8 protein-coding genes are annotated in these 14,372 nt (G+C 40.9%); 2 read left to right on the forward strand and 6 right to left on the reverse strand.

Translation table 11 applies throughout. The features are described 5' to 3' along the window. Nucleotides 1-12: 12 nt before the first annotated feature. On the forward strand, nt 13-315 hold the full coding sequence (locus IEE83_RS13220) for a DUF190 domain-containing protein (RefSeq protein WP_194121028.1): 303 nt from the start codon (nt 13-15) through the stop codon (nt 313-315). Then, nucleotides 316-3,471, forward strand: a complete 3,156-nt coding sequence (locus tag IEE83_RS13225; protein ID WP_194121029.1) for an efflux RND transporter permease subunit — start codon at nt 316-318, stop codon at nt 3,469-3,471. A gap of 93 nt (nt 3,472-3,564) precedes the next feature. Here IEE83_RS13225 and IEE83_RS13230 read toward each other — a convergent pair whose 3' ends face one another. From IEE83_RS13230 to IEE83_RS13255, 6 genes are all read right to left on the reverse strand, one after another. Further along, nucleotides 3,565-4,455, reverse strand: a complete 891-nt coding sequence (locus tag IEE83_RS13230) for a hydroxypyruvate isomerase family protein (protein ID WP_194121030.1) — start codon at nt 4,453-4,455, stop codon at nt 3,565-3,567. Between the two features lie 20 nt (nt 4,456-4,475). Beyond that, nucleotides 4,476-5,372: a hydroxypyruvate isomerase family protein gene (locus IEE83_RS13235; RefSeq protein ID WP_194121031.1), complete on the reverse strand. Its 897-nt coding sequence runs from the start codon at nt 5,370-5,372 to the stop codon at nt 4,476-4,478. A gap of 39 nt (nt 5,373-5,411) precedes the next feature. Continuing rightward, nucleotides 5,412-6,320, reverse strand: a complete 909-nt coding sequence (locus tag IEE83_RS13240; protein ID WP_194121032.1) for a ThuA domain-containing protein — start codon at nt 6,318-6,320, stop codon at nt 5,412-5,414. Nucleotides 6,321-6,452: 132 nt separating this feature from the next. Beyond that, nucleotides 6,453-9,152 carry a c-type cytochrome gene (locus IEE83_RS13245; protein ID WP_194121033.1) on the reverse strand — a complete coding sequence of 900 codons (2,700 nt, stop codon included), beginning with the start codon at nt 9,150-9,152 and terminating at the stop codon, nt 6,453-6,455. Between the two features lie 458 nt (nt 9,153-9,610). Continuing rightward, nucleotides 9,611-11,122: a RagB/SusD family nutrient uptake outer membrane protein gene (locus IEE83_RS13250; RefSeq protein ID WP_194121034.1), complete on the reverse strand. Its 1,512-nt coding sequence runs from the start codon at nt 11,120-11,122 to the stop codon at nt 9,611-9,613. Nucleotides 11,123-11,162: 40 nt separating this feature from the next. Continuing rightward, nucleotides 11,163-14,351 carry a SusC/RagA family TonB-linked outer membrane protein gene (locus IEE83_RS13255; protein WP_194121035.1) on the reverse strand — a complete coding sequence of 1,063 codons (3,189 nt, stop codon included), beginning with the start codon at nt 14,349-14,351 and terminating at the stop codon, nt 11,163-11,165. Nucleotides 14,352-14,372: the final 21 nt, after the last annotated feature.

Here is a 14,372-nt window from a genome sequence, read left to right on the forward strand (position 1 = left end):
TAGTTCCAAATTATGCTACAAGCACAGATATTTATCGGGAAAGATCAGTTTTTCCGGGAGCAGCCCCTGTACGAATATATTATGCAACTGCTGCTTAAGCAGAAAATTCGGGGAGCCACAGTTTTTGTTGGCCGACTGGGCTATGATGAAAGCAAGCATCTTAACCGACCGTTTGATCTTTTCAGTTTCGATGAGACGCCGATTTTGATCACCTTCATTGATGAAGAAGAAAATGTAAAATCGGCTTTGACAGAACTTCGGAAAGAAGTGAAAAGCGGATTTATTATTACCAATCACGTAGATAAGTGGAATTAGATGATTAAGAACTTGCTTTTTTTTAGTTTGCGAAACAGATGGGTCGTTATTTCCATCAGTTTTGTACTTATGGGCATCGGTTACTGGTGCTTTACCCAGCTTAAAATCGAAGCTTACCCCGATATTGCAGATACAAACGTAATTGTGATCGCACAGTATCCTGGCCGGGCAGCGGAAGAAGTGGAACAACAGGTAACAGTTCCTATCGAACGCGCTTTACAAAATACACCTAATGTTTTGGATCGCAGAAGTCGTACTATTTTTGGACTTTCTGTTGTTCAGCTTACTTTCAAAGACGGAACTGATGATTATTTCGCAAGACAGCAGGTTTTGGAAAGAGTTGCAGCGGCTGAATTACCTGATGGTGTAGCACCGGAACTGGCTCCCCTATCTACGGCGGTAGGCGAAATCTTGCGTTACGTTGTTGAGGCGCCGCCAACTTTTAGTCCTACACAATTGAGAGATTTGCAGGATTGGGTTATTAAACCTGCTTTGTTACAAGTACCTGGCATTGCGGATGTTACAACTTTCGGTGGTCCGTTAAAACAATTCCATATTTTAACTTCGCCTCAAAAACTGGTTAAGTATGGTCTCTCCTTGCAAAACGTAATGGATGCCGTAGATGCCAATAATCAGAATACCGGTGGCAATATTATTTCCCGCGGTGGACAAGGCTTTGCAGTTCGTGGCTTGGGAGCGATTAAGACAGAGGAAGATATCAAAAATATCGTTTTGAAATCGGCCAACGGTGTTCCGGTTTTTCTTCGTGATGTTGCAACGGTTGAAATAACACCACCACCTCCAAGTGGCGTGATGGGTTACACTATTACCAAAGACAGCGTAGATGTAAGCGGCGGTGTTGAGGGAATTATCCTTTTGCGCCGTTATGAAAACCCAAGTGAAGTCTTGAAAGTATTGAAACAAAGAATGGCGGATTTGAAGGAGACCGAACTTCCGGAAGGTGTTACTTTACGTCCTTTATATGATAGAAGTTTCCTTATTGATCACTCTCTTGAAACAGTTGCCCACACACTTTTTGAAGGAATTTCAATCGTAATTATTCTATTGATTTTCTTCCTGGGAAGTATTAGAAGTGCGTTGGTTGTGGCGTTGACAATTCCGTTCTCATTGTTATTTGCTTTTATATTGATGCGTTTGACAGGAATTCCTGCCAACCTTCTTTCTCTTGGTGCGATTGACTTTGGTATCATCGTGGATGGAGCCTGCGTAATGGCTGAGCACCTAATACGCAAATACAGAACGGCTACGGTTGAGGAAAAACAACAGGGAATTGTCAAGATTACTTTGCTTGCTGCTCAGGAAGTTGGACGTGAAATTTTCTTCTCCGTTACAATCATTATTTTAGCCTACATGCCGATTTTGTTGATGACACGTGTGGAAGGAAAATTGTTCTCTCCAATGGCTTTAACACTTGCTTTTGCCGTAATTGGGTCAATGCTGGCAGCATTAACTTTTATACCAGTGTTAATTTCCTTCGCTTACAAGAAACAATTGGCAAATCCGGATAAACCTATGAAAGAACATAAGAATTTTGTTCTTGATGGTTTGGCAAAAGGTTACGCGAAAATTGTAGCAAAATTCTTGACCTATTACAAATCCACCGTATTAATTGGTTTTGCTGTTGTCATGGTTCTGGTGCTTTTTGGAGCAAAATTGGGATCTGAATTCCTCCCGACTCTGGATGAAGGTTCGATCTTTTTAAGAGGAAATTTTGCGGCTGGGATTACCATTCAGGAAAATGCAAGTTACGCGCCGAAGATCAGAAGTATCATTGCAAAATATCCACAGATATCTTTTGTGATCACACAATCCGGACGTAATGATGATGGCACGGATCCATTTCCGGCCAACAGAAATGAAATCCTGATCGGTTTGAAAGATTATGATCTGTGGGCCAAAGAGATTACGAAAAAAGAGCTTGTTCAGAAAATCAAAGCTGATCTGCAATCACAATTGCCGTCGGTTGCCTTCTCTTCCGGTCAGCCTATTATTGACCAGGTTATGGAAATTGTGACTGGTAGTGCTGCCGATCTTGCTATTTCTATTGTCGGCGATGATTTGGGTATGATGCGTATGAAAGCGGATAGCATCACAAAAATTGTGAAAGAAACCGCTGGTGCTGAAAACGTTAATATTGAACAGGAAGGTCCGCAGGAACAATTAGCCATCAATATAAATCGCCAGAATGCTGCGCGTTTTGGAATAAATGTTGCGGATATCCAGAATATGATTGAGGCTGCGATTGGTGGTAAAACCATATCGACCTTGTATGACGGAACAAAACGTTACGATATTGTTGTACGTTTTTTGCCGGAATATAGAAATTCAATTGATGTAATTAAAAATCTTCAAATTCCATCGCTGACAGGCGCTTTGATTCCTATGGATCAGTTGGCAGACATTCACTTTATTGAAGGTCAGACTAACATTTATCGCTATGGAAGCAAACGAATGGTGACCGTTCGTACCAATATCAGAGGTCGTGACCAGGGAGGTTTTGTTGCTGAATTACAGAAAAAACTGGATGCCAAAATCAAGGTTCCAAAAGGTTACAGCATAATTTACGGTGGTCAGTATGAGAACCTTGAACGTGCAGGAAAACAATTGGCATTCACAATTCCGCTTACAATCGTTATGGTATTTTTGTTCCTGTTTATGTTGTTCAAAAATCTTTCACATACCATGGTTACCATGAGTTGCATACTGTTCGCATTAGGCGGAGGAATTGTGGCTTTGCTGATGCGTGGTTATTATTTCAACGTGTCGGCCGGTGTTGGATTTGTTAGTATTTTCGGCATATCGGTTATGGCCGGCGTATTGCTTGTTTCCGCATTAAACCGGGCTGTTTTGAATACTGAAAATGATATCAGAAGCAATGTTTTGCTGGCTTCTACCGAACAGCTTCGGGCACTATTATCAATCCTTGTGGTAGCGATTATCGGTCTTGTCCCGGCTGCTATTTCTTCGGGAATTGGTTCAGATGTTCAGCGCCCATTATCGACCGTAATTATCGGTGGATTAACCAGTACGCTTATTTTCGCTCCAATATTATTGCCACCGCTTTACTTATGGGCTGAGAGAAAGAGAAAAGTAAAAGTTGTTACCGAAGATGGAGACGAATTGAAACTTGAATAATCAGTGGATGTTATAAGTTGATGTATTAAAGTAAAACCCCGTCGGACTGAAACAGCCAGCGGGGTTTTTACTTTATAACCAGTATCTATGTGATTAAGCAATATCACAAATCGTAACACCCTGTTTCAGCGAAGCAATATCGTCTTTCCGGCTTGGTATAAATTCCTGAGCCACAAAGCCTTTGAAGCCCGTATCCACGATTGCTTTCATGATTGCAGGATAATATAGCTCCTGTGTTTCGTCAATTTCATTTCTGCCCGGAACACCACCCGTGTGATAGTGTCCGATGTATTTATGATACTTTTTAATCGTTGCAATTACGTCGCCTTCCATAATTTGCATGTGGTAGATATCGTAAAGCAGTTTGAATTTTTCAGAACCGATCATTTCACAAAGTCCAGCGCCCCAGGCTGTGTGATCGCACATATAATCTCTGTGGTTGACTTTGCTATTCAGCAGTTCCATGATGAGCGTGACATTGTATTTTTCAGCTGAGGGAATCAGGCGTTTCAAACCTTCTGCGCAATTTCTCATGCCGTCAATATCCGACATTCCGTTACGGTTACCCGAAAAACAAATAACACTTGTATAGCCCGCTTCGTGAATTTTCGGAAAAATCTCTTCGTAACTTTTTATCAGCGCATCATGGTTTTTGGGATCGTTAAATCCTTTTTCAATACCCATTCCTGCCCCGTTTGGTAAGGCACAAGTCAGTCCGTATTTTTTCAAAATCGGCCATTCTTCTGGACCTAAAAGCTCTATTGATTTCAAACCAATTTTCTGACATTCCTGGGCAAAGGTTTCCAATGGAATTTTGGAATAACACCATTTGCAAACCGAATGATTTATTTTTCCTTTTAATTCGGCACCAAGCGCTTTGTCAGATGCTGCAAAGACGCCCGTAACCGATAAGGGTAAAGCTGAAAGACCGGCTCCTGCTATCATTTTTTTTAACACGTTTCGTCTGTTCGTTTTTGATTTCATGTTTTGGGTATAATCTCAATTTAGGCAATATCACAAATCGTCACGCCTTGCTTTAAAGAAGCGATATCATCTTTCCGGCTTGGCACAAATTCCTGTCCAACAAAACCTTTGTAGCCGGTTTCAGTAATCGCTTTCATAATAGCAGGGTAATATAATTCCTGCGTTTCATCAATTTCATTTCTTCCGGGAACACCACCTGTGTGATAGTGAGCGATGTATTTGTGGTACTTTCTGATCGTTGCTATTACGTCACCTTCCATAATTTGCATATGGTAAATGTCATACAAAAGTTTGAATTTTTCAGATCCAACCATTTCGCATAAACCAGCTCCCCAAGCCGTATTGTCACACATATAATCTTTGTGATTCACTTTGCTGTTCAGCAATTCCATCACCAGAGTTACATTATGTTTTTCAGCAATCGGCATTAATTTTCTCAGTCCAATAGCGCAATTCATCATACCATCCACATCACTCATGCCACGGCGGTTTCCTGAGAAACAAATAATCTGATTATAACCCGCTGCCTGTACTTTGGGAATAATATCTTCAAAACCCTTGATCAGTTCCGCATGATTTTTTGGATCGTTAAATCCCTGATCCAGACTTTTGGTCAATCCTTCTCCCCAGGGAAGCGCACAAGTCAATCCATATTTTTTAAGAACAGGCCATTCTTCCGGACCACATAATTCAATAGATTTCAGACCGATCTTCTTAGCTTCCTGAGCCAGCGTTTCCAATGGAATTTTACTGTAACACCAGCGGCACACCGAGTGATTTATTTTCCCATTCAATTTAGGTCCCAGGGCATTTTCCGAGGCAGCCATTACGTTCGTCATCGATAACGGTAAGCTCAAAACGCCAGCGCCTGCTATGAGATTTTTTAGTGCTGTACGTCTGTTGGATGTACTTTTCATCAAAACTGGTATATTATTTTTTAATTGATACAATAAATATTAGGGTCTGGCGCTGCCATTTGTTGCCGTTGGAAAATCTTTTGGAACTGCTTGTGTAACTTTTCCTGACGCAACCCATTCTGTTCCTCTTTGTAATGTTGTAATAAATCCTACACATTTCTGGGAGTAATTCTCATGTCCAAGCGTTGTATGGAAAATTCTTCCTTTTCCGTATTGTAAAGTCATCAGCATAGGTTCATTACGCCCTGATCCTTTTTGTTCAACCGGGCTGTATGCCGTAGCCAACACGTCAACGTTTTCTGCCGGTCCTCTCAACCGGTCATAAAGTTCATCTTTCTGGTGCAGCCATTCTGCTGGTAAACCTTTCATGATCGGATGATTGGCATCTCTTGTTTTGACGATAAATTCATGTTGATTGCCATGACTTCCACCAACTCCTTTTGTAGTATCTTTTACAATTTTACCTTTCGATTCATCAAAATACAGATAAGGACCGGATTTTTCATTACGCCCCTCCCATCCACCTATTCCAATCATTTGGTTATAAGCCAGCCAGTTAGGAAAAGAATTGTCAGCTGCATGCACCGTCACAAGTCCGCCGCCATTTTTCATAAATTTTTCAAATGCAATATTGGTAGCTTCCGGCCAGGAATCTCCATTATAATTTGATAAAACCACATTATATTTCGAAAAATCAGGTTTAAAATTATCCAAATTTTCTCCTTTCTTAGGCGTTGTTGCTACATCTACCGTAAAAAGACCGGTTTCTTCCAGATACTTTTTCATCATCACGGTTCCGTCAGCCATATTTCTATGATTATTCTGCCCGTCAATGATCAGCACTTTGTAAATCTTCTTTGGCGATGGCTTTTTGGCCATTACTTCCTGGAAAAACAGGCCGGCGATAGCCAGCAAGAAAAACAAGCGTAATATTTGGTATTGTTTCATTCCAATTTTAATCATTGCCCTAAAAAATCAGTGGTGTCACTGTTGACATCTTTTGCCTTTTGCAAAGCTAAACGTCGATTCAGTGACACCACTACTTAAGATCAAATATTTAATTTCTACTCAAAAGTCAGGTTATTTACCTGTCTTCTTTGCAGCACCTGATGATTCAAGATAAATCGGGTTGTTTTTGTTTCCACCCGACATCAGGTAAGCAACCAGATCTCTAAGTTCATCAGGGTTCAGTCCGTTAATTAATCCTGGCAACATGATAGAAACCGGAGATATTTTAGAAGACTTAACCTCTTTTTTCGAGATTTTACGGATCGTTTTCGAGTCGAAAGGATTTTGAGCGATGTAATAGAAATTAGCATCTTCATTCAACTGACGACCAACAACGGATTCTCCGCTTTTTAATTCATAGGCAATAGATGCAAACTGATCAGAGATAGCGTTGTTCGGTTCAATGATCGCTTCAAGCATATCCTTTGGAGAGAAACGAGTTCCGAGTTGCGTCAAGTCCGGACCAACATCGGCGCCTTCACCCTGGATCATGTGGCAGCGGCTACATAATACAGCAGAGAAAATTAATTTTCCACGCTCAAAGTCACGATGTTGTAAACTATCCTGAACAAGCGCAACCGCCTGATCAACTTTCCAGCCACGTCCAGGTCCTTTTGGATTGTACAAATTGGCAAGATCATTTCCGTTGGTTGTCAACAAATCTGCACCAGACAATTTGTTGTAATAAGCATATTTGTCTTTTGGTACATTTTGCAAAGCCATTTGACGTGCTTTGTCAATAAAACCAATGTAGCTGCGACCACCCTGATAGCTGAATGCTTTTTCATACCATTTGAAATATTTTTCTCTTGAAGCTGGTGTCCATCCCGTTTTTGCGCTGCTGAGCAAAATAGCATAGAACATTTGCTGAGCTGGCGGCATTTTTTCCAACAATCCGGCAAGATCCAAGCCATATTGAGGGTTACGAAGAATAAGATCCGCTGAGGCAGTTGCCATCGCATTGTCTTTGTCATCGAAAACTTCATTTTTAGCAATCAGGCCAAGTGTCTGATCAACAACCTTTGGATCTTCAAGGAATACAAGAAGTTTGGCGTAGAAACGATTAAGTCCTGCATTTGCTGATGGATAGTTTGGTCCAAGATATGCGATAAGCTGTGCTTTTTGAGCAGCATCAGGTTGTCCCATTCTGTAAAAAGCAACTTCGAAAGTTCTTAGCAAATCTTGTTTTTGACTATCTGTCAATTTTTTCAAATCAATACCCATCATTGCTTTTAAAAGCTGAGTTCTTACCGAAGCGTCTCCTTCACGGGCCAATGCAAGTGAAGCATAAATAAGCGACTGAGGATCTTTTTCAGCTAATGCTTTTGCCTGCCACTGTGCTACCGGTTGGTGCTCGATCGCGATACGCGCTGCATAACGTAAGAAACGATCCGGGCTTTTCAATAATGGCCATGCTGCATCAATTGCTTTTGGATCTTGTTTTGTGTGGTACTGTTCAATATCCGTACGTTGTTTGTGCTCGGGCGTGATCGTCACCTGCACAGCATTTGCTCCCGCAGGAATGTTTTTGTAATCCTTGTAATATACACGGTACAAATCAGATTCAAGACGACGGCCACCAGTAAGGAAATACAAAGCACCGTCAGGACCGATAGCTCCATCAGTAAGGGGAAGCGGCGCGCCTGAAAGAAATTCTTCATGTTCTGCTGAGTAAGTAGAGCCATTTGGTTTCAGGTGCAAACCGTGCATGATACCAAAACTCCAGTCGAACGCCAGAAGTGTGCTTTTATACTTTGCAGGAAAACGTGCGTCTTTAAGGTAAATCAGGTTTGTTGGCGAACCTTGTCCGATGTTCATGATCGGTGGAAGGTTATCAGCAAATGTTGGCGACCAGTTTGCTGATCCCGTTCTCCATCCATATTCAGCGCCACTTGTTACATGACAAACGCGGGTCGGGCGATACCATGGTGTACCGAAATCCCATTCCATATCTGAATCGTAGATGAACAAATCTCCGGCTTCGTTAAAAGTAATGTCATAAGAGTTACGGAAACCGGCAGCCATCAATTCCCAGTTTTTTCCTTCGGGATCTGTATGTGCTACCCAGCCGCCTGGTGCGTTACGATCGTTTGCATGACCGCGCGGATCTTTGATCCATGGGAAAAGGTTATCGTTTTTCCAGTTTGGCATCAAACGGTACGAATCCATTTTTGGCAAATCAGTGAAGTTACCGGCCACTACATAAAGTGATTTTTTATCAGGGGATAAAACGATACTGTGCGGTCCGTGTTCGCCTTCTCCAACCAGTGGTTTCAGCAAAGTGATTTTATCGTACCTATCATTGTTGTCAGTATCCTGCAAACGGTATAGGCCACTTCCTTTTGGAAATTTTGCGCTTTCACGGTTGTTGATCATTACATAAAGGCTGTTGAAAGCATAAAGCAAACCATGGGCAAAACCCATTGCAACTTTCGCTGTGTCTCCTTCAATAAGCAATTTTTCAACTTTAACTTTTTCAGTTGATCCAATTGCCGGAAGTTCAAGACGGAAAAGTCCGCCGTACTGATCACTCGTGATCATTCTTCCCTTGTTATCAAAAGTCATGGAAACCCATGATCCGTTCATTTCTTCCGATGGGCTATATAAATGCTCTGCAACAAATCCATCGGCAAGTTTCAGTTTATCTACTTTGGAGCCAGGCGGCCTGTGTTTGGCAGACCGGTTGCTTAATAAAACCCCGCAAAAGACACCCACGGCAATAAGCACCGCAAGTGTTATTGGAAGTCTGGACCATTGTTTTTTTGTGTACATTTTACAGCTCAGAGTTTAAGTAATATAAATTTTAAAGTATGATGAATTTTGTATTTAAAGATTTATCGACTTGAATAAAACAAACTTATTCTCGAAAAAATCGGATTTTGCAATTATAAAAGGATTGATTGATCTCACCATCCTGTTCTGTCGGGTTTCATACTAAATTAAGCAAATTCTAACGAAATGACTTTAATAAGTATATTACTTTTTATACGTATTATATTTTATAACTTTATTTAAAGTACCTAACTAATTATACTATATATACGTATTGAAAATATTTAAAGTATAATAATTTTATTGTGTACAATTAAGTATTAAATGGTTTTAAAGTGTTGTATGATCAATGCATTTTAAAATTACTTTAAGTACTATTCTTAAACATAAAAAGTGCAGTAAGCTTATCTTACTACACTTTTTATGTTGTTAAAGACTATTTAAATCTTCGACCAATGTTAGAAATTAGGCGATAGCGCCGATTCCACAGCTGGTAATCCATAATATTGATCAAGAACCGTAAACGCGTTGCCCGGAGGAACAGAACCAGCAGGGAAATAATAAGCATCTGGATTTGCTTTTACTCTTGCACCATAAGGAACAATGATTTCCTGGATCCTACCCGTTCTAACGATATCAAACCATCTTTTGTTTTCAAAAGCCAATTCAACTCTTCTTTCTTTGAAGATCGCTTCACGAAGATCAGCTTGGGAAGAAGCTGTTGTGCCTGCTAATCCTGCTCTTGCACGTACCTGGTTCAGGTATGGAATAGCATCAGCAGATTTGCCGGATTCGTTCAAGCTTTCTGCAAGGAAAAGAAGCACTTCTGCGTAACGATAAACAGGGAAATTCTGACCTGTGTTGCCTTGCTGCGTATGCTTGCGGGCGAACTTTTTGACATAAGGGAAGACTTTGTTTGCTCTGGCACTTTGGCTAAGTGTAACATACCCGATATTAACATCCTTTCTCTTATCGCCTGTTTCAAAGGCGGCAATGATATCCGGAGTTGGGATATCATTACTTTCCTGGGAAGTAGCCTGCGTATTATTGGTTCCTGTAATCGGGAACAATTCTTCTGCTGTGATTGGTGATGGCATGATCTGATAAATCAGGTTACCGTTATATCCCGCCGCGCCTTCCATATATTGCACTTCAAAAACAGATTCTGCATTGTTTTTGTTGTCAGACGTTCCGGAGAATGCGTCATCATAGTTTGGCATTAGTGAGTACTCACCGCTTTTTACTACATCCGCCATCAAAGTTGCTGCATCGGCCCATTTTTTCTGTACAATGTAAAGGTTGGCAAGTAACGTTTTTGCTGTACCAGATGTAACCCTTCCAGCTTCCTGTTTAGATTTTGACAACAAAGATGTAGAGGCTTCTTTGGCATCTTTTTCGATTTGAGCATATATGTCTTCCACTTTTGACAACGGTAAGGCTGCTTCCTGGCGCGTTGTTACTGGTATCAAGTGAAGAGGAACAGATCCGAAATATCTTGCCAGTTCAAAGTAGGCAAAAGCTCTTAAAAACAAGGCTTGTCCTTTCAGGTTAGCCTTAGCAGTAGCATCGAAATCTACACCATCGATCAGCACCAATATTTGGTTAGCTCTCGCAATGATTAAGTAATCCTGCCGCCACTGCTGTAAAACATTATCATTAGCGGTGACACCATTCGCCGTAGGGACAGCAAAATCCGCAATGTTTTCAGTGGCGTCCACCGCACCATAAAGTGGATTACGTGCATAATAAGCATTATCAGAATGCAATTCTCCCAATTTCCAGGCACGGTCATTGAAAATAGTTCTCAATGGTGCGTAAGTTGCGTTTACAGCGAATTCGAAATCAGCCTGGGTTTTGTAGTAAACGTCAGAACTAAGTGTCGTTTCTGGTAAAACAGTCAGGAATTTATCCTGGCAGCTTGTGAATGCCAGCGTACTGGCAAGGCAAGTTATGATTAGTTTTTTTCTCATTATCAAGATCGATAAAATGTTAATAGCTGGCTACGGTATTTTAGAAGTTCAGGTTGATACCTACTGTCCATGTACGTGGCACCGGATAGTTAGAATAGTCACGTCCAAGACTCAAATTATTACCAGGACCAGTTCCATCAGGTTGTCCACTTGTTTCAGGATTGGGGCCACCCCAGTATTTCGTGAACACGTACAACTGTTGAACGGAAGCATAAAGACGTGCAGATTTGAATAATTTATTCTTTATACCGATGTTGTAGCCCAACGTTACGTTTTTGATAGTAAAGTAAGAGGCATTTGCCAGGAATTGAGTACTTGCCCAGTCTCTTTCAAGACCAGTGTAATTTCCTCCGTTGTTCGTAGCACCAAACATTCCTTTTCCTTCGGTAATGATTGTAGTAGCCACTGGTTGTTTAGTGACCGGATCTATTGAATTCTTAACCCGGAAACGATCTTTTACGCCTGCAACCATATTGAAAACACCATCCAGGTTGGCAGTACTATACAAATGCTGAACATAAAGTTGATTGCCAAATGATCCTGAACCGGTAACCGATAAATCAAAGTTTTTATATGAAACTGAGTTGGTAAGCCCATAAGTGAATTTTGGGAATGGATTACCGATAATAGTCCTATCGTCCTTATCCCCACCGTTAGTGATAACACCATCTCCATTCAAATCTTTATATCTTATAACTCCGATTGCTGAGCGGCCAGGTACAACAGGTGTTGTTTTAAGTTGTTCCTGAGTTGTATAATATCCGTCTTTAATCAAACCGTAGAACTGGCCAAATGGGTGCCCTACCTGAGTAATGTTAACGTCACCATAAACGCGGTCAATTCCATCTGAAAGGGCTAATACTTTATTTCTGTTGAAAGAAATGTTGGCATTAGTTGTCCATTTAACAGCTCCTACTGTGTTACGGGTAGTCAGAGAAAATTCATGTCCCCAGAACTTAATTTCACCAATGTTGTCGTTGTAATTACCAAAACCTGCTTCTTGTGCGATCTGAACACTGTAAAGAAGATTTGTTGTTCTTTTTGTATAGAAATCATATACAAAGGTGATGCGGTCGTTAAACAAACCAAGATCAAGACCAAGGTCAAACTGTTTTGTTTTTTCCCAGCCAAGATTACGGTTTTGTAAAGAAGTCACTGCCGCACCCGCTGCTACGTTACTTCCAAATACAGAGTTTATTGTATTGTCAACCGTTGCATACTGCGTGTAGTTACCAATGTTGTTATTACCAATTACACCATAACTTGACCGAACTTTTGCGAAAGAAACTTGTTTGATATTTTTTACAAAATTTTCATCCGACAACACCCAGCCCACAGAAGCTGACGGGAAAACCCCCCAACGGTTATCAGCACCGAAACGGGAAGAGCCATCAGCACGAACAGCAGCTGTGAAAAGGTATTTTCCTTTAAAGTTGTAAGTCAAACGTGATAGGTACGACGATAACGTATATTGATTCACACCACTTGAAGTTCCACTGCCCCTGGTAATGTTAATTGCACTTTGAGGGGTTGTAATACGGTCATCCGGATATACACTGGCCGAAACCTGTAAGTATTCTTCCCGAACTTTTTGCTGCGTGAAACCTGCAAGCAATTCAAAATTGTGATCACCAATTGCTTTGTTGTAAGTAACTGTGTTTTCATTTAACCAGCTGAAATTTTGTGTATTCGAACGAACCGATGCTGCGGTTGTTGGAATAGGGACATTAATCTGGTAAGTTGCAGTAGACGGGTTGAAATAATAGAATTTCGTTGCCAAAAACTCTGTGTTAAAAGAGGTTTTGAAAGTCAACCCTTTTATTGGCGAGTATGCAGCGTATGCATTACCCAGGAAACCGGTTTTCTTAGTTTCATTAATCAATTGCTGTGCAGCACGCACCCAGTTCGGATAGGCAAAAATATTACCTGTATTACCTGGTAAATTGTTATAAGTAGTCAGGTTTCCATTTGCATCATATATTGGCATAATCGGCCATGTGTGCAAAGCGTTAAAAAGAATACCCGTACCACGGTCCCCATCTGATTTCGGCGTGTTGTCATAAATGTATGACGGAGCGATATTAAAGCCAAGCTTTACTTTATTGCTAACACGGTATTCATTGTTAATACGCAAAGAATATCTTTTGTATTGGTTATTCAAAACAACACCTTGTTGGTTGAAAACCCCGGCAACAACGGAAGTACTTGATTTCTCTGTATTAGTGCTTAACGTCAAATTATAACTTTGAAGTGGAGCGCGACGGAGTAATGCACGATACCAGTCATTATTTTTTCCTCTGTATTGTGTTGGATCCTGATATATGTCGGGTACAGGCTGGTTCATATCTTCATAAGACTCCTTTTTGAACTGTGCAAATTCTTCTGCATTCAACATTTTGATCAACCCATGATCAGGTACATTTTGAGTACCCGCGTAAACGTTAAGACCGATATTGGTTTTTCCGTTTGTAGATTTTTTTGTTGTAATCAACACAACACCGTTCGCAGCACGAGAACCGTAAAGAGAAGTTGAGGCAGCATCTTTCAAAATCGTGATATCCTCGATTTCGTCCGGGTTCATATTGCCGATACTTCCTGTAATCGGGAAACCGTCAATAACGTAAAGTGGATCGCTACCAGCAGAAACTGACAACTGGCCACGGATACGAATCTGCATTCCCTGACCTGGTTTACCAGTTGTCTGGTTGATCTGAACACCGGCAAGTTTTCCTTGAAGTTTCTGGGTAACCTGTGAAACTGGCATGTCTTTTATCTCGTCTGCTTTGATCGTTTGTACAGCTCCGGTAATCTCCTTTTTAATTTGACTACCATAACCAACGACAACAACTTCCGATAGAGATTTTGAATCGACCTCTAATTTAATATCCACGGTGGTACGCGTACCCGTTTCAACTTCCTGAGATAAATATCCCATGAAAGAGAAAACAAGTTTACCCCCTTGGTCGGGAGTATTGATTGTGTATTCACCTGCTTCATTTGAAACGGTACCTGCTGTTGTTCCTTTCAAAATTACACTTACACCTGGAAGCCCCTGGCCGGTTTCATCTGTAATTTTTCCTTTGACAGGATGATCCACAATAGTTTTCGTAGACGGATTGTATGCAAAAGATGCTGTACAAAGTAAAAGTCCTATGACAAGCTGTGACAGAGATATCCTGGTAATCTTGTACAGTAAAGCGTACAATTGTAATTGTCGCGGTTGATTCATAAATTTGATGGTTTTATTGGA

This window comes from Dyadobacter subterraneus, from assembly GCF_015221875.1.
Classification (GTDB): Bacteria; Bacteroidota; Bacteroidia; order Cytophagales; family Spirosomataceae; genus Dyadobacter; species Dyadobacter subterraneus.